The following is a 21,426-nucleotide window of genomic DNA, read 5'->3' as shown; positions in this document are numbered from 1 at the left end:
GATCCCTCCTCCCGTGTCCGAGCTGCCGTGGGGCGGATCCGATAGCGGAGGAATCCGGACGACTCGGACGATCCCGGGCCCCGAACGATGACGGTTGACCCCGGAACCCTTTTGGATGAACACGGGCCAGTACTCGGTAATGAGCGATCTCGAAGCGGAGTACCGCCTCGACTACTTCGAGGAGGAAGGGTTCACTCGACGGGAGTGTCCCTCCTGTGGGGTGTATTTCTGGACGCGGGATGCCGACCGTGAACTGTGTGGTGAGCCGCCGTGTGAGGATTACAGCTTCATCGACGACCCGGGCTTTCCGGAGGCATACAGCCTCACCGAGATGCGGGAGGCGTTTCTCTCGTTCTTCGAGGAGAACGGTCACGAGCGGATCGAACCGTATCCGGTGGCCGCGAACCGCTGGCGTGATGACGTCCTGTTGACGCAGGCGTCGATCTACGACTTCCAGCCGCTCGTCACCTCCGGTGAGACCCCGCCGCCGGCGAACCCGCTCACCATCTCTCAACCCTGTATCCGGATGCAGGATATCGACAACGTCGGCAAGACCGGGAGGCACACGATGGCCTTCGAGATGATGGCGCATCACGCGTTTAATACGCGTGAGGACGCCGAGGCCGACTACGCCTACGAAGGGGAGGTCTACTGGAAGGACGAGACCGTCGCGTACTGCGATGCCTTTTTCGAGTCGATGGGCGCGAACATCGAGGAGATCACCTACCTCGAGGATCCGTGGGTCGGCGGCGGCAACGCCGGCCCCGCGATCGAGGTCATCTATAAAGGGGCCGAGCTCGCCACGCTCGTTTTCATGTGTATGGAACAGGACCCCGACGGCGAGTACGAGATGAAAGACGGCAACACGTACTCGTTTATGGACACCTACATCGTCGACACCGGCTACGGCTTGGAGCGATGGACGTGGATGAGTCAGGGGACCGCGACCGTGTACGAGGCCATCTATCCCGACGCGATCGACTTTTTAAAGGAGAACGCCGGGATCGAACACACCGACGAGGAGCGTGAGCTGATCCACCGGGCCGCGAAGCTCTCCGGGCGGCTCGATATCGACGACGTCGATGACGTGGAGGACGCACGCGGCGAGGTCGCCGAAAAACTCGGCGTCGATGTCGATCGTCTCCGTGAACTGATCGAGCCGCTTGAGACCATCTACGCTATCGCCGACCACTCGCGTACCCTCGCGTACATGTTCGGCGACGGGATCGTCCCCTCGAACGTCGCGACCGGCTATCTCGCCCGGATGGTCCTCCGACGGACCAAACGGCTCGTCGACGACGTGGGCGTCGACGCACCGCTCGATGAGCTCGTCGACATGCAGGCGGAACGGCTCGGCTACGGGAACCGCGATACGATCCGCGAGATCGTTCGAACCGAGGAGCGGAAGTATCGTAAGACGCTCGAACGCGGCTCCAGAAAGGTGGAACAGCTCGCCGACGAGTATGCCGCCACCGACGATCCGATCCCAACCGAGGAGCTGTTGGAGCTGTACGATTCCCACGGGATCCAACCGGACATGGTCGCCGAGATCGCCGCCGAGCGCGGGGCCGTCGTCGACGTGCCGGACGATTTCTACGCGCTCGTCGCCGATCGTCACGAACGGGTCACCGACGGGACCGACGCCGAACCGGATCGCGATGAGCGACTCGCGGATCTCCCCGAGACGGAGAAACTCTACTACGACGATCAGGGCAGAACGGAGTTCGAGGCGGTCGTCCTTGACGTCTTCGAGCGCGATGAGGGCTACGACGTCGTGCTCGATCAGACGATGTTCTACCCCGAGGGTGGCGGTCAGCCCGCGGATCGGGGGCAGCTCTCCGCCGGCGAAACGGCCGTCGAGGTCGTCGACGTCGAGGAGGTCGATGGCGTCGTGCTCCATCACACCGATGCCGACCCCGGGAAGGGCGAGTTCGTCCGTGGCCGGGTCGACGGCGGTCGTCGTGAACGGCTTCGCGTCCACCACACTGCCACGCACCTGATCGGTCACGCGGCACGGGAGGTGCTGGGCGGGCACGTCCGGCAGGCGGGCGCACAGAAGGGGCTCAACTCCTCCCGGCTCGACGTCAGACACTACGAGCGGATCGCAAGGGAGGACGTTCGCGAGATCGAGCGGGTCGCAAACGAACTGGTTCGCCGCAACGTGGCGGTCACACAGGAGTGGCCACATCGACACGAGGCGGAGGCCGAACACGGCTTCGACCTGTATCAGGGTGGCGTCCCGCCGGGAACGAACGTCAGATTGATCCACGTCGGCGATGTCGACGTGCAGGCGTGTGCCGGCACGCACGTCGATCGGACCGGCGACATCGGATCGATCAAGCTCCTGAAGACGGAGCCCGTTCAGGACGGCGTCGAGCGGATCGTCTTCGCTGCGGGCGACGCCGCGATCGAGGCGACCCAACGCACGGAGGACGCACTCTTCGATGCGGCGACGGAACTCGATGTCGACCCGCTCGATGTGCCGGAGGCGGCCGAACGGTTCTTCGAGGAGTGGAAGGCGCGCGGGAAGGAGATCGATTCGTTGAAAGAACAGCTCGCGGAGGCGAGAGCGTCCGGTGGTGCGGACGTCGACGAGGTCGCTCTCGGGGATGTGACGGCCGTGATCCAGCGGCTTGACGGCGACGCGGACGAGCTACGGGCGACCGCGAACGCCCACGTCGATGACGGTTCGGTGGCGGTCGTCGGAAGCGGTGCGAACGGCTCGGCCAGCTTCGTCGTCGGCGTTCCGGCGGACGTGTCGATCAACGCCGGTGCGGTCGTCTCCGACCTCGCCGGCCGGGTCGGCGGCGGTGGCGGTGGCCCACCGGATTTCGCACAGGGTGGTGGCCCGGACGTCGAGCGACTCGATGAGGCGCTTGCGGCGGCGCCGGACGTCCTTCGACGAATGCTGGAGGCCTGATCCGTTCCCGTGCCAGTCGCGGACAACAACGGGGTGTCGATCCGTTATGAGGTCGCCCACGGGACGGTCGGGCGTGATGAGGCGGTGGTTTTCTGTGGCGATGTCGGCTTCGGGCCCTGGTCGTTCAGCTGGCAACACGGCGCGCTTGCGGGACCGTACACGGTTGTGACGCCTGAATCCCGTGGCATCGGTCGGTCGGATACGCCGCCCGGACCCTACACCGTTGAGACGTTCGCCGCCGATCTCGATGCCGTCCTCTCGGATGCCGACGTTCGAGGCGCCCATCTTATCGGATACGGTCTGGGTGGTATGGTGGCGCTCGCGTACGCGGAGCGATTTTCGCGGGCGAACACCCTGACGGTGATCGGAAGCGCCGCCACCGGCGAGACGTTCGCTCCCGAGCCGTTCCGAACCGATCCGCCGACCGACCGGGCTGTCCGGGGGTCGACGAAACGGCTCCTCTCGTCGTCGTTTTATACCGAGCGGCAGGGCGTGCTCGATCAGATCGTCGAGTGGCGTCTCGCTGAGGATGCCAGAGGAGCGGCCTTCGTTGCACAGCGGGATGCGGTCCGGCGGTTCGATCGTTCGAATCACCTCTTCGGGATTACGACGCCGACGCTCGTGATCCACGGCAGCGAGGACGCGGTCTGCCCGATCAGGGCGGGCGAGTGGCTCGCCTCCGGACTCCCCCGTGGCGAGTTCCATCCGATCGACGGCGCCGGCCATCTCGTCGGTGTGGAGGCGTCCGCGGCGGTCAACGACGCGATCACCGGCTGGATCGCGGATCAGGGAACCGATCCGTTCGCCTGAGTCGACGCGATCGGCGACTGGCGTGACGATTTACTCGTCAGGGATCAACTCGACGACGACGCGACCGTGGTCCGCTTCGGCGACGACATAGCGGTCGATCTCGGCGCAGGTTTCGACGGCATCCTCCTCGTGCAGGACGTGCCCCTCGTGAATCGAGGCAGTCCCGTTGGTCGTGAAAAAGCCGAAGATGTCCCCGTCGCCATGATCGTGGTCGTGATCATCGTGGTCGTCGTGATGTTCGTCGCCGTGGTCGTCGTGATGTTCGTCGCCGTGGTCGTCGTGATGTTCGTCGCCGTGGTCGTCGTGATGTTCGTCGCCGTGGTCGTCATGGTGATCATCGCTATGGTCGTCGTGATGATCATCACCGTCGTCGTCATCGGCTTCGAACACGACGAATGTCGAGTCGCCTTCGATGCTCACGTCATACGGCTCGTGTGTCGAGGAGATAACCGGCGCATCGTCCACGGAGGAACCGCCCGCTAACGGCTCCGGGTCGTCGAACTCAAGGTGGCCACAGGCGTGGTCGATCTCGTCCTCCGAGAGTTCCCCGTCGTGGTCGTCGTGGTGGTCGTCGCCATGATCATCATGGTGGTCGTCGTCGTGGTGGTCGCCGCCATGATCATCATGGTGGTCGTCGTCGTGGTGGTCGTCGCCATGATCATCATGATAGTCGTCGTGGTGGTCGTCGCCATAATCATCATGATAGTCGTCGCTGTGATCGTCGTGGTCGTGATCATCATGATGGTCGTCGTCGTGGTCGTGACCGCCGACTCCTTCAACGAGCAGGGTCACGCTCGCCGCGGTGGGCGACGCGCCGTCGTCGTCCGAATCATCGGCCTCGGCTCCATCGTCATCCGCTTCCGGGTCGGGGTCCTCTTCGTCGGCACAGCCAGCGAGCGCGACGGTTGCGAGCCCGGCGGTTCCGAAGAGCACGCGTCGGCGGGAGGCGTGTGCTGAGGTGTTCCGTGGCATCTATCCCATGTAAAAGCGCCACCCACATATATGTTATTATCTCTTTAGTCTATTTTATTATTTTGTGTATTATCTCACTGATGGAGTTGTTAAGACTCGGTTACGTCGACGACGCTCGCGTCCGCGAGGTCGACGAGTGTCTCCGGATCGATCGCAAAGAGCGCGCTCGGGGTGCCCGCCGCGCCGTAGACCACGTCGTATTCCAGAAGCGTCGGGTCGAAGACGGTCGGGATCGTGGTTTCATGACAGAGGGGCGGAACGCCGCCGATGCTCCAGCCGACCGTCTCACGGATCCGTTCCGGGGAACCCATCTCGGCCGCGTCGGCATCGAAGTGTGTCGCGATCGCGTCGAGATCGAGCCGGTTCGCGCCGCTCGTGATCCCGGCGACTAACTCGCCGTCCCGCTCGCCGCCGGCGAGCGCAACCACGATCGTTGAGGCGATTGCGGCCGTCTCACAGCCGACGGCTTCCGCCGCCGCCGCGGCCGTCTTCGTCCCCTCGTCGAACTCCGAGACGTCGATCGTGATCCCGTACCGTTCTTCGACCCGTTCCGCGAACTCCGCCGCGCGTGGATGCATGACATCGCTGCAATGACGGTCATCCTCTTAAACGCGGGCACGGCGGCGAAGTGTGCCGACACGCGTCGGACCGAGGAGGGATGGATGACGCGCTACTCGGATCGCACACCCCGAACGATCCGCCGGAGCCTGCGGCGTGCGCCGTCCACGTCGTCGACGAGGGGATAGGCCCCGCCGGCAAGGAGGTACCCCTCGGCCTCCCAGACAGCGAGCATCGCCTCCACGGGAACCGGCTCACCATCGACGAGGCAGCGTCCCCGAAACGTGTCGGCGGTCGCCATCGTGTCCGGCGGTTCGTCGATCGGGAGCTCGCGGGTGTGTCGGTGATCGACGCCGTCGATGTCGTTTTCGGCCAGCCGCTCCCGAAAACCGTCGCGTGCGCCCCGCTCGACGAGCCGCGTCAGCATCGGGTTCGGACCGGTCTCGGGACGGATGTACAGCCGGCTCGCGAAAAAGAACGGCCTCGGCTCCGCGGTGTCCGTCGGTTCATATCTGACCGTCCCGGCGATCACGGAGACGGGCCCGGCCGAAAACGGCCGTTCGACAGCCTCGGAGACGATCTTCCACCCCTGTAGACGGTCCGTCGGTACCCGAGGTGGAGAGGGCTCCATAGTCACGCGTTCTCACGGTTCGTATTTAAAAACGGTCGCTTCTCCTCGTAGCCGGTTCCCTCAGTGGTCGTCCTCGCGCCACTTGTGTTCGCACGCGGTGCAGACGAAGAACCTGGTCTCGGACTCGTCGGCCGACCGGATCTGTTGCATGTACCAGTAGGCCCGATCGTTCTCACAGCTCGGGCAGTGCGCGTCCGTCGTTGGGAGGCCGGTATCCTCCACGTCGCTGACGTCGATGACCTCCGACTCCTCCTGGGCGTCGGTGATCCACGCGTCCTCGGTCTCATCGGCCTCCCTCCCGACCTCATAGCCGCAGGAGCCACAGACCCAATGGTCCGCACCCTCGCCGGACTTCATCATCGAGCCGCACTCATCGCAGAACTTCATGGCGAATCCAGCGGCGGATCACATATAAACGGCTGGATCCTGTTCGTCGGGTCGACGCCCCCTCCAATCGAGTTACGCGTCGCCGTCGGACTGCCCCGGCTCACCGACCGCCTCGATCGGGAGCGCGTTCTGTACGGCGAGAAAGAGATCCTCCGGGTCCTCGAACGTCGACTGTGGGACCCGATCGATCAACTCGCCCAAGTCCTCCTCGCCGTCGGCATACAAGACCGTCGTCCCCGCGTAGGTCCTCGAGAGGTCCTCGCGGTCCGCCGGGTACGACGGCGTTTCCAACTCCGTTTCCAATCGCGAGAGCTTGATCTCCTCGGTCATGAGGGATAGATGCGCGCTGAGGGGATAAACACGACAGGTCGATACGCACCGTCTCGCCACCGGCGACGGCTTCAAGAGCCACAGCCGCTAGATCCGTACGTGACCGACGACACGGGGTCGTGGGTGGAGCGGATCGCCACGGTCGATGACGGCTGTGTCGTCTGGCATCGTCGCGACCTCAGGACGGTCGATTCGCCCGCGCTGGCGTTCGCCGCCGATCGGTACGATGTCGTCTGCCCGGTGTTCGTCTTCGATCCCCGGTTTTACGGGACCGATGGACTGGCGTGTGATGCCCGCTGTCGGTTCCTCCACGAATCGCTTGCGGACCTCGATCGCGCATATACCGCGTATGATGGGTCGTTGACGTTTCTGTCGGGGTCCCCGATCGACCTGCTCTCGCAGTTCAGCGGACTCGGCTGGGATATCGTCGCCGGCGCGGAACCCACGGGCCGCTACGGACTCCGTCGCGACGACGCGGCCGCCGATCGGCTTGACGTGCGGTTCATCGCCGACGATGGCCTCGTCCGTGACGCTGCGGACACGCGGGACGGCTGGAGCGAGACGGTCGAACGGTGGTTCGAGCGCGACGTGCGACGGGTGGATCCGGACGGTTTCGACGTCACCGACATCGACACCGGCGTCTCGATCGCGGTGGTGGAGGGCCGGTACGACCTCACCCCGACGAAACGGTCGGTTCCGGCCGGCGGGCGGCGGGCCGGCCTCGAACGCCTCCACGCGTTCATCGATCGGCTTCCCGAGTATCTCGGCAACGTCTCCTCGCCGACGGACGCGTGGGAGGGGACGAGCCGGCTCTCCCCATACCTCCGCTTCGGTTGCCTCTCCATCCGCGAGGTATATCAGACCGTCCGTGAGGATGCCCCCTCGTGTCGCGGTCGGGAGGCGTTCATCTCGCGGCTCTACTGGAACCGGCATTACACACAGAAACTCGCCGACTGGTCGGGCTGGATGGACACTGCGGTCAACCCAGCGATGGAGGGATTCCGGGAGGAGGAGCGGGACGCCGCGTTGATCGAGGCATGGAAGCGTGGGGAGACCGGCTACCCGATGGTCGACGCCTCGATGCGCTGTCTCGCCGAGACCGGCTGGCTCAATTTCCGCATGCGGGCGATGTGTGCCTCGTTCCTCTGTGACCTGCTCGGACAGCCGTGGCGGATCGGCGCCGACTGGTTCTATTATCACCTCATCGATGCGGATCCGGCGATCAACTACAGCCAGTTTCAGACGCAGGTGGGCATGGTCGGCGTCAATATGCGGCGGATCTACAATCCCCGAAAACAGGTCCGTGAGAACGACCCGGACGGATCGTTCGTTCGTACGTGGGTCCCCGAGCTGACTCCGCTTCCGACCCGGTACCTCGAACGACCCGAGCGGACGCCGATCCATGTCCAGGAGTCGTGTGGCATCGAAATCGGCGAGGACTATCCGTATCCGGTCGTCGCGTACGAGACCGCTCGCACGCGGGCAATGGAGGCGTTCGATGCGATCGAACCGGCCGCGAAACGCGCGCTCGCCGACCCGGAGGTTCGGCGGCGCGCGTCGCTCTCGCGTCGGGGCCGTGGTCGAGGTCACTCGTCGGCGGACATTCAGGAGCCGGGGCCGGATGCGACACAGACGTCGCTCTCACGGTTTGAGGAGTGAGCAACGATCCGCCTCACTTCAGCCGTTCCTGCAGGAAGGAGGGATGTGCGGCGGTGACGCCGTCGATCGCGAGGAGCTTCTCGGAGATGACGTCGCCGAGTTCGTCGCCGTCGGCCGCGCGCACCTCGGCCATCAGCATATGATCCCCGGAGGAGGTGTAGAGGGTCTCGACCTCCGGGAGCGCTTTGATGGCACGGGTCGCCTCCACGTAGCGTCCGGAGTCGACGTCCATCCCGACCATGGCGATCGTCTGTGAGGAGAGCTTCTTCGGATCGATATCCGCCGAGTAGCCGACGATGACGCCCTCCTCCTCCAGTTTGCTCACGTACTTTCTGACCGTGGGCTTCGAGACATCGGCCCGTTCGGCGATCTCACCACAGGAGGCCTGTGCGTCCTCCTCTAACACCGAGAGGATTCGTTCCTCCGTCGATACGGTACTCATATAGACTCCTTGTCGGGGCAGAAAAAATACCTTGCGAATCCGTAAACACGGTCGCGACCCGCGACCGTTCGCTGTCCGATCGACCTCCCGATCAGGCGTGCTTGTCGAGGAACAGGTCGTACGACCGCTCCCACTCGTAGTCGTCGTCCCAGTAGCGTTCCGCCAGCGGCTCCTCGGGCATCTCGCCGAGCGCACGCTTCTCCTGCCCGTAGGACGGGCGGTCCTCATCGACGTAGTAGCGTCCGGTGAGCACCTTCCCCTCGTGGAGCGCCTGTTCGGTCTCGTGCATCATCTGTGCGGCCTCGACGCTGTCGGTCCTATCGAAGTCGTACTCGTCGGAGTCGTTGACGTCGATGTAGGGGACGTACTGGCGTGCGTCCTTGTTCCACGTCGGGCACTGCGTCAGGAAGTCGACGTGGGCGAAGCCGTCGTGTTCGATGGCCTCGATGAGGATCTCCTTCGCCTGGTTGGGGTTGACCGCCGCGGTTCGAGCGACGTAGGACGCCCCGGCTTTCAGCGCCAGCGAAAGCGGCTTGAGCGGCTGCTTGGCGCTGCCGGACGGCTGCGTCTTCGATTTGTGCCCCTTCGGGCTGGTGGGCGAGGTCTGCCCCTTCGTCAGTCCGAAGATCTCGTTGTTGAAGACGATGTAGGTCATATCGTGGTTCTCCCGGGCGCTGTGGATGAAGTGGCCGGCACCGATCCCATAGCCGTCACCGTCACCGCCGGCGGCGATGACCTCGAGACCGGGGTTCGCCAGCTTCGCCGCACGGGCGACGGGTAGCGAGCGTCCGTGAAGGGTGTGGAACCCGTAGGTGTCGAGGTAGCTGTTCAGTTTTCCGGAACAGCCGATCCCCGTACACAGAAGCGTTTCCTCCGGGGTGCGTCCGACCTCCGGAAGCGCCTGCTTCAGCGCCTTCAGGACGCTGAAGTCACCGCAGCCGGGACACCACGTGGGCTGTGGTTCGACGCTCGGGGTGTACTCGTCTCGGTCGATCTCGCGTTCCTCGTTGATTGCTGAGAATGCGCTCATTGTTAGTCACCTGCCGCTGGGACGAAAGTGGTCTGATGTGCGGGGTCGTCCGTCCCGTCCTCGATGATGACGGCCTCGAAGCCGTCGACGATCTCGGCCGGTTCGAACGGGTTTCCGTTGTATTTCAATAGGCTCGACAGCTTCTCGCCGTGTCGGCCAAGGTTCTTCTGGACGAGGCCACGGAACTGTCCGGACGCGGTCATCTCGACCACGAGCACCTCATCGACGCTCTCGATGAACGCCTCGACCTCCTCGCTCGGGAACGGCAACATGTCCGAAACGCCGAGCGACTTCACCGAGTGGCCGGCCGCGTTGAGCACGTCGACCGCCTCCTCGACGGTTCCCTGCTGGCTGCCGAACGTCATGATCCCGTAGTCGGCCTCCTCCGGGCCGTGGTGTGACTGTGTCGACTCGGTGTCGAGGTCGGCGCGGATCGCCGCCAGCTTCTCGGCCCGGCGGTCGATCTGGGCGACCCGGTTGTCGGGCGACTCGCTGATGTGGCCCGTCGGGTCGTGTTCGTTACCCGACGCGAGGTAGCGACCGCCCTGCTGGCCGGGAAGCGACCGGGGCGAGACGCCGTTTTCGACGTCGTGTTGGTACCGGTGGAACTTCCCGTCGGCGGAGTGAGGCTGCTCCGGCAGCTCCTCCTCGGTGAGGGTGTGGTAGAGTTCGGGGTTCGGCTCCCGATCGAAGGCGTCACGCGGCACGTTCATCAGCTCGCCGCCGAGCTTCTGGTCGTACAGCAGGACGACCGGGATCTGGTACTCGTAGGCGATCCGGAACGCGAGCCGCGACTGCTCGTAGGCCTCCTCGACGGTCCCCGGCGCGAGGACGACGCGCTGGGAGTCCCCTTGGGAGGTGTAGAGGACGTGTTCGAGGTCCGACTGCTCCGGTTTCGTCGGCATCCCGGTCGAGGGACCCGCGCGCATGGCTTCCAACAGCACGACGGGCGTCTCGGTCATCTCGGCGAGCCCGAGCGGCTCGGACATGAGCGCGAAGCCGCCCCCGGAGGAGCCGGACATCGCCTTGACGCCGGCGTGCGATGCGCCGACGGCGAGCGCTGCGGCGGCGATCTCGTCTTCGACCTGTTCGGAGATCCCACCCAGCTTGGGCAGGTTCTGGCTCATGATCGTGAACACCTCTGTCCACGGCGTCATCGGGTAGCCGGCGATGAACCGACAGCCTTCGTCGATGGCGCCGTAGGCGATGGCGTCGGAGCCGGACATGAGCAGCTGGTCCGACTCGTGTTCGCCCGTGGGGATCTGTACGTCGTGGGCGTCGACATCGTGTTCGTCGATCACCTGTTCGTAGGCGATGTTGAGGATCTCGAGGTTCGGATCCAGGATCTTCTCGGGCATCGCATCGCGCATGAGCTCTTCGACGTAGGAGAGTTCCATGCCGATGAGCGCACAGGTCGCGCCGACACCCGCGGTGTTTCGCATGACTTCGCGGCCCTGCTCGCGGGCGAGTCCACGGAGGTCGAGCGGATAGACGTGCCATCCGTTCTCCTCGGCGCGCTCGTCGAAGTCAGGGATCTCCGAGGTGTCGAGCAGCCCGGCGTCGTAGACGATGACGCCGCCCTCACGGAGCTCATCGAGGTTCTCCGAGAGCGGCTTGATCTCCTCGTTCCCGTACAGCGCCTCCTCCTGTGGGTTCCGCGCGAAGGAGTCGCCGAGCGCGAGCAGGAAGTTGTAGCCGTCGCCCCGTGATTTCACCGGTTCCGCGGCCGCACGGATCTCCGTGTAGGTGTGGCCGCCACGGATCCGCGACGGATAGTGCCGATGCGTGAATACGTTGAGCCCCGATCGCATCAGGGCCTTCGCGAAGTTCTGGCTCGTGGAAGCGATCCCGTCCCCGGATCCTCCCGAGATCCGCCAGATGAGTTCTTCGTCAGTCATATTATGGGTCTGGGCCCTGGGCAGGCCTAGTGGATCGATGTTACGTTGGTCACCTCTTAGGGCTTGCTATGGATTCACAAGGAACGATCGTGAATGATCCGCCGACTGCAAGCCGGTCGCGACGATCCCGACGTGTTTTATTTTTCCGCGGATCCCATCGGTGGTATGCTCACCTTCATCGGACTCGGCCTCTATGATGAACGTTCGATCACCGTAGAGGGCCGTGAGGCGCTCCGGGCGGCGGATTCGGTCTTCGCGGAGTTCTACACCAGCCGATTGGTCGGCGCCGACGTCACGGACTTGGAGCGGCATCACGACGTCCGGATCGAGGTCCGTTCGCGCGAGGGCGTCGAGCGCGACCCGGAGGCGATCCTCTCGGCCGCAGAAACCGGCGATGCGGCGTTTCTCACCGCGGGTGATACCATGATCTCGACGACCCACACGGACCTTCGGATGCGCGCGGAGGCACGCGGGATCGAGACACGGGTGATCCATGGCGTCACCGCCCAGACGGCCGCGGCCGGGCTGACGGGTCTGCAGAACTATCGGTTCGGAAAGGCGGTGACGCTCCCGTTCCCGTACGCCCACGGCGGCGACGGCGTGCCGGCGAGCGTGATCGATGCCATCGAGGCGAACCGCGAGCGCGGACTTCACACCCTCGTCTACCTCGATATCAAGGTCGGTATGGGCCCGAAGGGGCCGGACCCCGAGCACGAGGAGTATATGCCCGCCGACAATGCGGCCGAGCTGCTCGCGGCCGGCTGGGAGGACGTCCTCGCCGTCGTCGTCGCTCGCGCCGGATCGCCGGAGCCGCTCGTGGCTGCCGACACGCTCTCCGCGCTCGCGACCCGGTCGTTCGGCGATCCCCTGCACCTCCTCGTCATCCCTGGCGATCTCCATCACGTCGAAGCGGAGGCGCTCGCGGGACTCGCCGGCGCCCCCGAGTATCTCCTTCCGACCTGACCCGGGAGTGACCGGCGGGGCCCGACGGCGATCGCCGTCCAACTTAATATACTGCGCTACGTTACCAAACAACATGGACGACGTCTTCGTCGCACGGGTGATGTCGAACGAGTTGCACACCGTCGATGACGACGCGACCGTCTCCACCGCCGCGGGGCGCATGCTTGAGGCGGGTGTGGGATCAGTCCTCGTCGTCGACGCGGCCGACCGGCTCCGCGGCCTCCTCACCGCAACGGACTTCGTTCGATTGGTGCGTGAAAACGATCCGGAGGACGAAACTCCCGTCGGCGACGCCATGACCACCGATGTCGTGACGGTTGGCCCGCAGGACACCCTCTCGGACGTCGCCGACCTGCTCACGACCGCGGGATACTCCCACTATCCGGTTACGACGACGGATGACGAGGTGATCGGGATGCTCTCGACGACGGACCTCACCGCCCACCTGGCGGGGCTGTAACCCGTTCCGTCATCCTTGCGAGCCGTTTTCGCGTTCGGTGTTCCGCGGCAACGCTTCGGCCCGCCGAAAGGACCATGTACGTCAGTGGCAACGAAGAGCTATGGATCCTGATAAGCGGACCCGCGTCGCCGAAGTGATGTCGACGCCGCTCGAAACGGTCGAACCGAACGCGTCCGTCCAGGACGCCGCGCGGAAGATGCGCGAAAAGAACATCAGCGCGCTGGTGGTGACGGCCGGATCGCGATCGATCATCACCCAGACGGACATCATCGACGCGGTCGCAAACGGCGAGGACGTCGCCACGACGGCCGTCTCGGACGTCATGACGGAGAACGTCGAAACCGTCACGCCCGACCTGCTCATGGAGGAGGTCGCCGCGATGATGACGATGTATGGCGTCAAACACCTGCCGGTCGTCGAGGACGACTACGTCGGCATGGTTTCCTCGACGGACGTCACCGCCCATCTCTCGTAGCTCCCGTGGGCGACGCGGTCCGTCGCGCGGGGCGTCCGCAGTCGAAACGGCCTTAGGCCGCGCGCTCGCTCCTCCGGTATGGTCGAGAACGTCGTCTATCCCGCGTACTTCGATGCGGACCTCTCACGGTCGGACGGCCGCCGCGTCCCCGCGGATCTGGCCGTCTCCGACCCGACCGTCGACGAGATCGCGAAGGCGGTCCAGCAGGTCGGTTACGATGCGGTGATCGAACGCGAGAAGACCTACTCCCGCGAGTTTGAACCCCGTGGAGCGGTCATCGTGCAGGGCACCGAGGACACGGCGAAAAACGACCTCGTGCAGGCGATCGCCGCCTATCTCGGCGTCCTCCGGGCGTGACGATGCAACGGGTCGGAACCGTCGTTCGGACGGCACAGGGACTCGCCATCGCGCGGATCGGCCGCGACGAGGACCCCCCACCGATCGGCCGTGGCGTCGTCGACGAGTCGCTCTCGTCGGTCGGTCGCGTCGTCGACGTCTTCGGACCCGTCGAGCAGCCATACGTCGCCGTCACGCCCAACGACGGGACGTCGCTTGCGGCGCTGATGGGGACGAAGTTGTACGCGCGATAGGCTGGGCTACGGACGACTTTTATATCCCTTGTGCCATCAGGTGGCTCCTGAGCACGTCGGGGGTCTTGAGGCCGCTCTCGACGTTCACGAGCACGACCGTCTCGTCGCCCGCGAAGAAGTCGTCCTCGGCGGCCGCCCACGCGCCTGCCGGCGCGGCCCCCCCTGCGGCCCCCATCTCCAGCACCTCGTTCTGTGCGACCGCGACGGCGCTCGCGAGGATGTCGTCGTCGGGAACGGCGACGGCGACCCCGTCGCTTTCCTCGATCGCCGCCACCGCTCGCGCGCCGCCGGCCGGGTTCGGAACCTCGAGTTCGCCGCAGATCGTGTCGGGCGTCGCCCACGGCTCCGGCTCCGTGAGCCCCCGTTCGAGCGCGGTCGCGATCGGCGCACATCCCTCCGGCTGGGCGGCGATCAGCCGCGGCACGTCGTCGATGGCGTCGATCCGGTCGAGTTCGACGAACCCTTTATAAACTCCCGCGAGCACCTCGCCGGTGGCCGTCGGCACGACGACGACATCGGGCGCCCCACCGAGGTCCGCGACCAACTCGAACGCGAGCGTCTTGATACCCTCGTGCCGGTACGGCGTGGCGAACTCGTTCAGGTCGGTGTAATCCGTGGCGAGCTGCTCGTCGACGGCCGCGGCAGCCTCGGGGTACCGACCACCGACGACACGCATCTTCCCGCCGTGGACGTTCGTCATCGACTTGTTCGCGAACCCCGAGCGTGAGGGGACGAACGAATAGGATCGGAGGTCCGCACGGCCGGCGTAGGCGGCCATCGACGTCCCCGCGTTGCCCGGGCTCGCACAGACCAGCGGCTCGACATCGGCGGCGTCCGTGTCGCCGTCGCCCTCGTTGTCGCCGTCGTCTCCGCCGTCACGTCCGGCCGTCGCGATCCGCCGTGTAACTGCCGTCACCGCGAGCGAGAGCCCGCGGTCGAGGACGCTCCCGGTCGGGTTGCGTCCCTCGTCTTTCACGTAGACGGCCTCGACGTCCAACTCCTCGGCCAGCCGATCCGTCCGTACAAGCGGCGTCGCCCCCTCCCCAGCGGTGTTCGCGACCTCGGCCGGGAACGGTAACAGCGGCTCGAAGCGCCACTGACCGACCCCGACCGGGACGCTCTCGGTCCCGAAGAGCGTCTCCGGGTCGATCCCGTCGTAGTGATAAATTGGATCCAGCTGGGCATCCGTGTCCGGGGTTTCGAGGTGGTCCGCAGTCCCGTGAACCCGTCCCGACGACCGGCTCTCCAGCCCGCGAAAGGTCTCCGTCGTCTCCATGTCGGTGCTTATATCGGCGGCGACTAATCGCTTCGCTTCCCGGGTTCGCTGAGCGCACGGAAGCTGTTCCGCCGTCGCTTATAAGCTCCCCGGCCGAAGGTGGACGTATGAACGGAGACGTCAACGTCGTCGGCGGCGGCCTCGCGGGACTCGTGGCAGCGACACACCTCGCGGAGGCGGGCGCGAGCGTGACCCTCTTCGAGCGTCGACCGACCGTCGGTGGGCGGGTTCGAAGCCGGGAGGTCGACGGGTTCACCCTCGATCGCGGCTTTCAGGTGCTGTTTACGAGCTACCCCGCGGTCGCCGACGAGTTGGACATCGACGGACTCGACCTCCGACGCTTCTCGCCGGGGGCGACGATCTGTCGACCCGGCTCGCGGGCGGTCCTCTCCGACCCGCTCCGCGATCCGCGTCGGGCCGTCGAGTCGGCGCTCAACCACGAGGTGTCGTTCTCGGACAAACTGCGCACCCTCGCGCTCCGATACGACCTCTCGAAACGGGAGGAGGACGACTTTTTCACCGGACGCGACACCTCGATACGCGAGTACCTCCGCGACTGGGGCTTTGCCGACTCCTACATCGAACATTTCGTCGAGCCGTTCTACGGGGGGATCACCCTCGACCGATCGCTTTCGACCTCGAAACACGTCTTCGAGTACACCTTCCGCGCGATGGGCCGCGGGTCGATCGCGGTCCCTCGCGAGGGGATGGCCGCCATCGCGGCACAACTTGAGGCGCGCGCTCGCGACGCTGGCGTCGAGATCCGAACGGGCGAGGACGTGGAGGCGATAGACATCGGCGACGCGGGGGACGGCGACGGGCCGATGAGCGGCCGGGCGGGCGGGGGGATCCGCGGTCGCTTCCGCCTCGGATCCGGCGGCCCGGCCGACGGCGTCCGGATCGCGCTCGCGGACGGTTCGACCGCCGACAGCGACGCGGTCGTCGTCGCGGCGACCCCACCCGAGGCACGTCGCCTGACCGGGGTCGACCGGGTGCCCGAGGCCGGGGTCGGAACCGTCACCCAGTGGTATACGCTTCCGGAGGGGACGGCGTTCGAGACGGGTAAGCGAATCCTGTTAAACGCCGCCGAGGAGTCCCCGAACATCGTCGTGCCGATGTCGGAGGTCGCCCCGGAGTACGCGCCCGCCGACCGAGCACTGCTGGCGGCGACGTTCCTCGGGGAGGCGGCGCTTGACCGGGATGACGAGGACCTGCGTGAGGACACACGCGCGGCCCTCTCGGGGTGGTATCCCGAGCGCGGCTTCGAAGGGCTTGAGGTCGTCGACACCGACCGTATCCCGTTTGCACAGTTCGCACAACCACCGGGGATCCACGACACGCTGCCCGACCCCGACGCCCCGGACGGCCCGGTCGTCCTCGCGGGCGAGTACACCGAGTGGTCCGCCATCCAGGGCGCGCTGAAAAGCGGTCGGCGGGCGGCCGACGCGGCCGGCGAGTATTTATAAATAAGTCGCCGTCGCGGGCGTTGGCTGCTCGCTTTTCACTCCTCCCGCAGGAACGCCTCGTGTCCGTGTTCATCGATCGCCGCGAGCAGGTCGTCGCGCTGGCGACGTAGCTCCGGCGGGAGGTCCTCGTATGCGTGATCGAACAGGGTCGCCGGGTCGGCACGGACGTCCTCGGCCGCATCGATGGCGTCGGCGACGATGTCGTCCGCGGTCTCACGGATTGCCTCGATCTCCCCGTCGTCGATCCGGCCGGTTCGGCGGAGGAACGCCTCCATCCGATCGATCGGATCGATCGCGCGCCACCGTTCGACCTCATCGGCGTCGCGGTAGGCGGTCGGGTCGTCGGCGGTCGTGTGCGCGCCGAATCGATACTCGACGAATTCGATCAACGTGGGGCGTGGCGGTTCGTCGGGGCCGTCCGCCTCACCCGTTCCGCCGTCCCCGCTCCGCTCGCTCGTTTTCCGGGCGCGCTCGACCGCCTCCGTCATCGCAGCGTAGCTCGCGAGCGGGTCCATCCCGTCGACGCGGATCCCCTCGAACCCATAGGCGGTCGCTTTTCCCGCGAACGTCTCGCTCGCGGTCTGGCGTGACTCCGGGATCGAGATGGCCCAGCCGTTGTTGTGACAGCAGAAGACCACCGGGGTGTCGAAGACGCCGGCGAAGTTCAACGCCTCGTGGAAGTCGCCCTCGCTCGTCGCGCCGTCGCCGAAGTGACAGGCGACCACCCGATCCTCATCGCGGTAGTCGAACGCCCACGCGGCACCGACCGCGTGGGGGAGGTGGGCGGCGATGCCGATGTTGAGCGGAAAGATGTTCCCGTCCGCGATCGCTTCGGTGCCGGCCTCGTGGCCCATCCAGTACGGGAGGTACTCCGCGAGAAGGTCGCGGACGACGACCGCGCCGTGCTCCCGGTACTGGTAGCTGATGAGGTCGCGGTCGGCGAGCGCGTAGGTCGTCCCGACCGCCGACCCCTCCTGGCCCGCACACGGCGCGTAGGTCCCGATCCGGCCCTGTCGCTGAAGGCTGACTGCGCGCTCGTCGAATCGCCGGGTGATCACCATGTCCCGGTAGATCCCGACGAGCGTCTCGTCATCCAGATCGGGAACGGTCGCGTCCGCACGGATCTCGCCGTTCGGCCCCAAGACCCGTCGTACGTCGGCGTCCGTGAGCGGGTCCGTGATCGCCGCGGAACCCTCGTCTTCGCTCATATGTTTCCTTGTGTGGTCCATTCACAAGGAGGTGCCGGAGTCGGCCATCCGCCGAGAGGACGGGGCCGGGATTGGAGCCGGAGCAGGTTTCGACTCCCTTACGGGACGATCACGGCGCGGCCGTCGATCTCGCCGTGCTCCAGCTTCTCCGCCACCGAGTTCACGTCGTCGAGGCCGTACTGGCTGGTGTGAAGGTCGACGTCCCCTCGGTCGACGAGCGCGACCAACTCCTGTAACTCGGTGTACTTGCCGACCAGCGTCCCGCGGTAGGCGAACTCGCCGTTGACGAACGCCTGTGCGGGTTCGTGGACGTGACCGCCGTAGCCGACGACGTGATGGTCGCCGCCGGGCGAGGCGATCTTCGGTCCGAGCGCCGTGGTCTCATCCCGCCCGACGAAGTCGATGATCTGCTGGGCACCGGCCCCGTTCGAGATCGCGTCGATCTCCGATTCGACGTCCGCCTCCGCCGGGTTCAACGTGTACCGTGCGCCGAGGTCGCTCGCGAGGTCGCGGGCGGACTCCTTGAGGTCGAGCGCGACGATGTCCGCCGCTGTGAGCGCGTCGAGACACTGGACGCCGATGTGGCCGAGCCCGCCGACGCCGATGACGACGGCGACATCGCCCGGATTGAGCTCCTTCGAGGCCTTCTTCGCGGCGTGATAGGCCGTGATCCCGGCGTCCGCATGTGGTGCGATAGTCGCGGGGTCAACCTCGCCCGGGAGCGGGATCACCGCCCGCTCGTTCGTGAGGAGATACTCCGCGAAGCCCCCGTCGTGGGTCAGTCCGGGGAACGCGACGTTCTCGCAGTACATGTCCTCGCCGAGCCGACATGGTCGACAGGTCCCACAGGTCATGACGGGATGGCAGATGACCCGCTCGCCCTCCTCGACGACGGAGACGGCATCTCCCGTCTCGACGACCGTTCCGGCGTTCTCGTGGCCGAGCGTCATCGGGAGCTCCTGTGGGACGTACTGTTCCCACATCCCCTCGATCACGTGGTTGTCGGTCTGACACCAGCCGGCGCCCTCTACCTCGACGACGACCTCATTTCCCGTCGCGCTCGGTCGGTCGATCTCCTCGATGCGCAACGCCTCGCTCATCTCGTGTGTGTACTCGTGAAGTCTCGCTGCTTGCATGCGTGAGCGACATGATCATCGATGACAATAGATGTCGCTGTGAAGAAATTGAGTAATGTTAACAATCGTGGGTGGCGGTCGAGTGTCGCTCGGTTCGGCCGCCGCGATGGCGGCTCCTCACAGAAACGTTCGGAGTTTACCGAGCGGCGGGAAGACGAGCGGTTCACTCCGTCCCGGATCGAATACGATCGGTCGCGTCCGATCAAGGTTATTTAAAAGCGGGAGGGAAACGCCCGGATCGGCTCGTCCATCGAGCCGGATCCCCGGCGCGAGGCGGTTGAACGCGGGTACGACGAGGACGGATCCCTTCGGTTTACTCCCCGATTGATAAAGGAAACACGGCCGACGGTGACCTTCGATCTCGATGGCGGGATGGAGATGCCCACACAGATATAGATCGCCCTCCCTCGAGGGTTTCTCGTGACCATGGCAGATCACGGTCACGGTGTCTTCACGGCTTCTCACGTCGTTGCCGCCATGTCGCTTCTCGTCGTACCCGTCACGCCCTTCACCGTTCCCGTCACGCTCCTCGTTGTCCCCGTCACGCCCTTCACCGTTCCCGTCACGCTCCTCGTTGTCCCCGTCACGCCCCTTCTCACCGTCGTCAGCCGCCCCGATCACGTACTCGTCGTGGATAGGGCCATCCCACACGGAGGCGAGCGCGACGTCGTGGTTGCCGGCGACGAGGATCGGACGAGCGCCGGCTTCCCGACAGTCGTTTATCAGTGCCTCCACCGTCTCTTGGATCCCCTCGGAGCCGCCGTCGAACGGATGCACCACGTCGCCCGCGATGACCACCCGTGTCGGCTGGAACCGCGAGAGGTGTCGCCCGAGTCGCTCGCGGAGGTCGCTCCGTTCACCGAGCGGCAGCGTCACGCCCGAACCGGCATCCCGTCCGACGTGTGTGTCGGCGATGACGAGCGTTTCGGCGTGCTCGATGAAGACCGCGCGGTCATGGAATCGGATTCCATCCGGGAGCGAGGGAGTCCTGCCGGAATCGTCCCCGGTCACCGCCCGAAGCCCGCCGTCGGTTCCGCGGCGCGGGTACCGCCCTCAGCGTAGTTTCGCGCGGTGGCGTAGGCGTCCTGAAGCTCCCTAAATTCCTCCTCGTTCCCACCTTGATCCGGGTGGACACGCTTGACGCGCTCGCGGTACGCCCTCCTGACGTCGGCGGCGGTCGCGTTCGAGGACAACCCGAGCACATCGAACGCATCCTCGATCGCCCGCCGCGACTGTGCGTTGCCGCCGAGGCGGTCGTCCGTCCACCGACTCGTCCGTCGACCAGTCGTCTCCCGTTCGTGCCACTCCGGCTCGTTGACCTCGAACGGCAGCCGTCGACCGAGGCCGCGCCCGGGCATCTCGTGTTCACACAGGATCGCGAACACGCCATCACGCTCCAACCGGAAGTACTCCCGCGCATTGAACGTGATCGCGACGCCCCGTTCCGGGAGATAAAACGGAACCTGCACCCCGGAGACCTCGTGGTCCTCGTGAAACCGCTCGTCGATCGCGGTCAGGTAGGCCCGTATCTCGCGGATGCGTCTGACATCCCCGGGGACGTGGGTCCCGGACCGATCCGCTCGGTGTGCCCCGCCGACCGCCGGTGTCGGTGAGATCCAGTTGCCGACCACGAAAAGCAGGGCCACCACCACGGAGGCACCGAGCCCGATCACCGTCCCGACCAGCAACCACGGGGGGACGATACCGAGTAGTTCGCCAAGCACACGCGTCGTAGGGGGTGAACGTACATGAAAGTCCCGACGTGTCGGCCCGTGGTCGTCGCTGTCGTTTGGATCGGATCAGAGGAGGGTCGCGTCGTGGGACCGTGATGGTCGGGGTGTTAGATGATATCCTTTGCTTTGAGCCCCGCGATGATGTCATCGACCAGCTCCTCGACGGTGTCGTAGGGGAACTCCTGTTCGCTGCCGAGTTTGGCGGCCATCTCCATCGCAGTCAGGCTCACGTCGCCGGCTTCGAACTTCGTGGCCGGACCGTTCGGGAGCGCGGGAACGAGGTCCATCTGGTTGTTCACGGGATAGTCGGCACCCTCGAAGGCATCGATGAACTGCTCGCGGAGTTCGGCTTCGACATCGGTCATGCCCTCACGTGCAGCGAGCGCCCGCAAAAGCGTTGCGAAACGGCAATAAATAACGATCGAGTTCTTTGTTTCATCCGCCTCGAACCCCCTCGCGGGAAACGAGGCGTTGAAGCACCG

23 protein-coding genes are annotated in these 21,426 nt (G+C 65.7%); 9 read left to right on the top strand and 14 right to left on the bottom strand.

Features of this window, described 5'->3' with window-relative positions; genetic code table 11:
• The first annotated feature begins 139 nt into the window (after positions 1-139).
• Both alaS and CHB65_RS00340 read left to right on the top strand, forming a co-directional pair.
• On the top strand, positions 140-2,920 hold the full coding sequence (gene alaS, locus CHB65_RS00345) for an alanine--tRNA ligase (protein WP_089383063.1): 2,781 nt from the start codon (positions 140-142) through the stop codon (positions 2,918-2,920).
• Positions 2,921-2,929: 9 nt separating this feature from the next.
• The gene (locus tag CHB65_RS00340) at positions 2,930-3,730 is read left to right on the top strand and encodes an alpha/beta fold hydrolase (RefSeq protein ID WP_089383062.1); all 801 of its coding nucleotides are present in this window, start codon (positions 2,930-2,932) and stop codon (positions 3,728-3,730) included.
• 30 nt (positions 3,731-3,760) lie between these two features.
• On the opposite strand, the gene CHB65_RS17215 is transcribed toward CHB65_RS00340, so the two are convergent.
• From CHB65_RS17215 to CHB65_RS00310, 5 genes are all read right to left on the bottom strand, one after another.
• Positions 3,761-4,702: a hypothetical protein gene (locus CHB65_RS17215; protein WP_179213543.1), complete on the bottom strand. Its 942-nt coding sequence runs from the start codon at positions 4,700-4,702 to the stop codon at positions 3,761-3,763.
• Positions 4,703-4,791: 89 nt separating this feature from the next.
• Positions 4,792-5,280, bottom strand: a complete 489-nt coding sequence (locus tag CHB65_RS00325; protein ID WP_089383060.1) for a YbaK/EbsC family protein — start codon at positions 5,278-5,280, stop codon at positions 4,792-4,794.
• Between the two features lie 92 nt (positions 5,281-5,372).
• Positions 5,373-5,891 (bottom strand): hypothetical protein, encoded by a 519-nt coding sequence (locus CHB65_RS00320; RefSeq protein WP_089383059.1) that lies wholly within the window; start codon positions 5,889-5,891, stop codon positions 5,373-5,375.
• Positions 5,892-5,951: 60 nt separating this feature from the next.
• Complete coding sequence (locus CHB65_RS00315; protein ID WP_089383058.1) at positions 5,952-6,278, bottom strand: transcription factor S; 327 nt, start codon at positions 6,276-6,278, stop codon at positions 5,952-5,954.
• A gap of 72 nt (positions 6,279-6,350) precedes the next feature.
• Positions 6,351-6,608 carry a DUF5789 family protein gene (locus tag CHB65_RS00310; RefSeq protein ID WP_089383057.1) on the bottom strand — a complete coding sequence of 86 codons (258 nt, stop codon included), beginning with the start codon at positions 6,606-6,608 and terminating at the stop codon, positions 6,351-6,353.
• 99 nt (positions 6,609-6,707) lie between these two features.
• Here CHB65_RS00310 and CHB65_RS00305 point away from each other — a divergent pair, with 99 nt between their 5' ends.
• Complete coding sequence (locus tag CHB65_RS00305) at positions 6,708-8,267, top strand: FAD-binding domain-containing protein (protein ID WP_245809876.1); 1,560 nt, start codon at positions 6,708-6,710, stop codon at positions 8,265-8,267.
• 13 nt (positions 8,268-8,280) lie between these two features.
• On the opposite strand, the gene lrpA1 is transcribed toward CHB65_RS00305, so the two are convergent.
• The 3 genes from lrpA1 to CHB65_RS00290 form a co-directional block, all read right to left on the bottom strand.
• A complete protein-coding gene (gene lrpA1 / locus CHB65_RS00300; RefSeq protein WP_089383055.1) occupies positions 8,281-8,709 on the bottom strand; it encodes an HTH-type transcriptional regulator LrpA1 in 429 nt (142 codons plus the stop codon).
• A 91-nt stretch (positions 8,710-8,800) separates the two neighbouring features.
• The gene (locus CHB65_RS00295) at positions 8,801-9,739 is read right to left on the bottom strand and encodes a thiamine pyrophosphate-dependent enzyme (RefSeq protein ID WP_089383054.1); all 939 of its coding nucleotides are present in this window, start codon (positions 9,737-9,739) and stop codon (positions 8,801-8,803) included.
• A gap of 2 nt (positions 9,740-9,741) precedes the next feature.
• Entirely contained in the window at positions 9,742-11,637 is a 1,896-nt protein-coding gene (locus CHB65_RS00290) for a 2-oxoacid:acceptor oxidoreductase subunit alpha (protein WP_089383053.1), read from the bottom strand.
• 165 nt (positions 11,638-11,802) lie between these two features.
• On the opposite strand from CHB65_RS00290, the gene dph5 reads away from it, so the two are divergent.
• From dph5 to CHB65_RS00265, 5 genes are all read left to right on the top strand, one after another.
• Positions 11,803-12,600 carry a diphthine synthase gene (dph5, locus tag CHB65_RS00285; protein ID WP_089383439.1) on the top strand — a complete coding sequence of 266 codons (798 nt, stop codon included), beginning with the start codon at positions 11,803-11,805 and terminating at the stop codon, positions 12,598-12,600.
• 73 nt (positions 12,601-12,673) lie between these two features.
• Positions 12,674-13,060, top strand: a complete 387-nt coding sequence (locus tag CHB65_RS00280) for a CBS domain-containing protein (protein WP_089383052.1) — start codon at positions 12,674-12,676, stop codon at positions 13,058-13,060.
• Between the two features lie 100 nt (positions 13,061-13,160).
• The gene (locus CHB65_RS00275) at positions 13,161-13,535 is read left to right on the top strand and encodes a CBS domain-containing protein (protein ID WP_089383051.1); all 375 of its coding nucleotides are present in this window, start codon (positions 13,161-13,163) and stop codon (positions 13,533-13,535) included.
• Positions 13,536-13,613: 78 nt separating this feature from the next.
• Complete coding sequence (gene srp19 / locus CHB65_RS00270) at positions 13,614-13,892, top strand: signal recognition particle subunit SRP19 (protein WP_089383050.1); 279 nt, start codon at positions 13,614-13,616, stop codon at positions 13,890-13,892.
• Between the two features lie 2 nt (positions 13,893-13,894).
• Positions 13,895-14,125, top strand: a complete 231-nt coding sequence (locus CHB65_RS00265; RefSeq protein ID WP_089383049.1) for an H/ACA ribonucleoprotein complex subunit GAR1 — start codon at positions 13,895-13,897, stop codon at positions 14,123-14,125.
• A 19-nt stretch (positions 14,126-14,144) separates the two neighbouring features.
• Here the strand turns inward: CHB65_RS00265 and CHB65_RS00260 are convergent, their stop codons facing one another.
• Positions 14,145-15,401 (bottom strand): pyridoxal-phosphate dependent enzyme, encoded by a 1,257-nt coding sequence (locus CHB65_RS00260; protein ID WP_089383048.1) that lies wholly within the window; start codon positions 15,399-15,401, stop codon positions 14,145-14,147.
• Between the two features lie 107 nt (positions 15,402-15,508).
• Here CHB65_RS00260 and CHB65_RS00255 point away from each other — a divergent pair, with 107 nt between their 5' ends.
• On the top strand, positions 15,509-16,867 hold the full coding sequence (locus tag CHB65_RS00255; protein WP_089383047.1) for an NAD(P)/FAD-dependent oxidoreductase: 1,359 nt from the start codon (positions 15,509-15,511) through the stop codon (positions 16,865-16,867).
• 35 nt (positions 16,868-16,902) lie between these two features.
• Here the strand turns inward: CHB65_RS00255 and CHB65_RS00250 are convergent, their stop codons facing one another.
• The 5 genes from CHB65_RS00250 to CHB65_RS00230 all read right to left on the bottom strand — a co-directional run bounded on the left by CHB65_RS00250 (position 16,903) and on the right by CHB65_RS00230 (position 21,309).
• Positions 16,903-18,075, bottom strand: coding sequence for a thiamine pyrophosphate-dependent dehydrogenase E1 component subunit alpha (locus CHB65_RS00250; protein ID WP_089383046.1), 1,173 nt, complete (start codon positions 18,073-18,075; stop codon positions 16,903-16,905).
• 98 nt (positions 18,076-18,173) lie between these two features.
• On the bottom strand, positions 18,174-19,211 hold the full coding sequence (locus tag CHB65_RS00245; RefSeq protein WP_089383045.1) for an NAD(P)-dependent alcohol dehydrogenase: 1,038 nt from the start codon (positions 19,209-19,211) through the stop codon (positions 18,174-18,176).
• Positions 19,212-19,328: 117 nt separating this feature from the next.
• Positions 19,329-20,222: a metallophosphoesterase gene (locus tag CHB65_RS00240; protein ID WP_089383044.1), complete on the bottom strand. Its 894-nt coding sequence runs from the start codon at positions 20,220-20,222 to the stop codon at positions 19,329-19,331.
• On the bottom strand, positions 20,219-20,935 hold the full coding sequence (locus CHB65_RS00235) for a J domain-containing protein (protein WP_089383043.1): 717 nt from the start codon (positions 20,933-20,935) through the stop codon (positions 20,219-20,221). Before CHB65_RS00235 ends, CHB65_RS00240 begins: the two co-directional genes overlap by 4 nt.
• 116 nt (positions 20,936-21,051) lie before the next feature.
• A complete protein-coding gene (locus CHB65_RS00230; RefSeq protein ID WP_089383042.1) occupies positions 21,052-21,309 on the bottom strand; it encodes an MTH865 family protein in 258 nt (85 codons plus the stop codon).
• Positions 21,310-21,426 lie beyond the last annotated feature (117 nt).

This window comes from Halorubrum vacuolatum, from assembly GCF_900188065.1.
Lineage (GTDB): Archaea > Halobacteriota > Halobacteria > Halobacteriales > Haloferacaceae > Halorubrum > Halorubrum vacuolatum.
This window is presented reverse-complemented; position numbering and strand designations above follow the sequence as displayed.

Coding starts and splice junctions, on each gene's coding strand:
- CHB65_RS00325 (WP_089383060.1), bottom strand. CDS start 5,280: ATGCATCCACGCGCGGCGGAGTTCGCGGAACGGGTCGAAGAACGGTAC.
- lrpA1 (WP_089383055.1), bottom strand. CDS start 8,709: ATGAGTACCGTATCGACGGAGGAACGAATCCTCTCGGTGTTAGAGGAG.
- srp19 (WP_089383050.1), top strand. CDS start 13,614: ATGGTCGAGAACGTCGTCTATCCCGCGTACTTCGATGCGGACCTCTCA.
- CHB65_RS00275 (WP_089383051.1), top strand. CDS start 13,161: ATGGATCCTGATAAGCGGACCCGCGTCGCCGAAGTGATGTCGACGCCG.
- CHB65_RS00250 (WP_089383046.1), bottom strand. CDS start 18,075: ATGAGCGAAGACGAGGGTTCCGCGGCGATCACGGACCCGCTCACGGAC.
- CHB65_RS00295 (WP_089383054.1), bottom strand. CDS start 9,739: ATGAGCGCATTCTCAGCAATCAACGAGGAACGCGAGATCGACCGAGAC.
- CHB65_RS00290 (WP_089383053.1), bottom strand. CDS start 11,637: ATGACTGACGAAGAACTCATCTGGCGGATCTCGGGAGGATCCGGGGAC.
- CHB65_RS17215 (WP_179213543.1), bottom strand. CDS start 4,702: ATGCCACGGAACACCTCAGCACACGCCTCCCGCCGACGCGTGCTCTTC.
- CHB65_RS00265 (WP_089383049.1), top strand. CDS start 13,895: ATGCAACGGGTCGGAACCGTCGTTCGGACGGCACAGGGACTCGCCATC.
- CHB65_RS00260 (WP_089383048.1), bottom strand. CDS start 15,401: ATGGAGACGACGGAGACCTTTCGCGGGCTGGAGAGCCGGTCGTCGGGA.
- CHB65_RS00230 (WP_089383042.1), bottom strand. CDS start 21,309: ATGACCGATGTCGAAGCCGAACTCCGCGAGCAGTTCATCGATGCCTTC.
- CHB65_RS00320 (WP_089383059.1), bottom strand. CDS start 5,891: ATGGAGCCCTCTCCACCTCGGGTACCGACGGACCGTCTACAGGGGTGG.
- alaS (WP_089383063.1), top strand. CDS start 140: ATGAGCGATCTCGAAGCGGAGTACCGCCTCGACTACTTCGAGGAGGAA.
- CHB65_RS00310 (WP_089383057.1), bottom strand. CDS start 6,608: ATGACCGAGGAGATCAAGCTCTCGCGATTGGAAACGGAGTTGGAAACG.
- CHB65_RS00315 (WP_089383058.1), bottom strand. CDS start 6,278: ATGAAGTTCTGCGATGAGTGCGGCTCGATGATGAAGTCCGGCGAGGGT.
- CHB65_RS00245 (WP_089383045.1), bottom strand. CDS start 19,211: ATGCAAGCAGCGAGACTTCACGAGTACACACACGAGATGAGCGAGGCG.
- dph5 (WP_089383439.1), top strand. CDS start 11,803: ATGCTCACCTTCATCGGACTCGGCCTCTATGATGAACGTTCGATCACC.
- CHB65_RS00280 (WP_089383052.1), top strand. CDS start 12,674: ATGGACGACGTCTTCGTCGCACGGGTGATGTCGAACGAGTTGCACACC.
- CHB65_RS00255 (WP_089383047.1), top strand. CDS start 15,509: ATGAACGGAGACGTCAACGTCGTCGGCGGCGGCCTCGCGGGACTCGTG.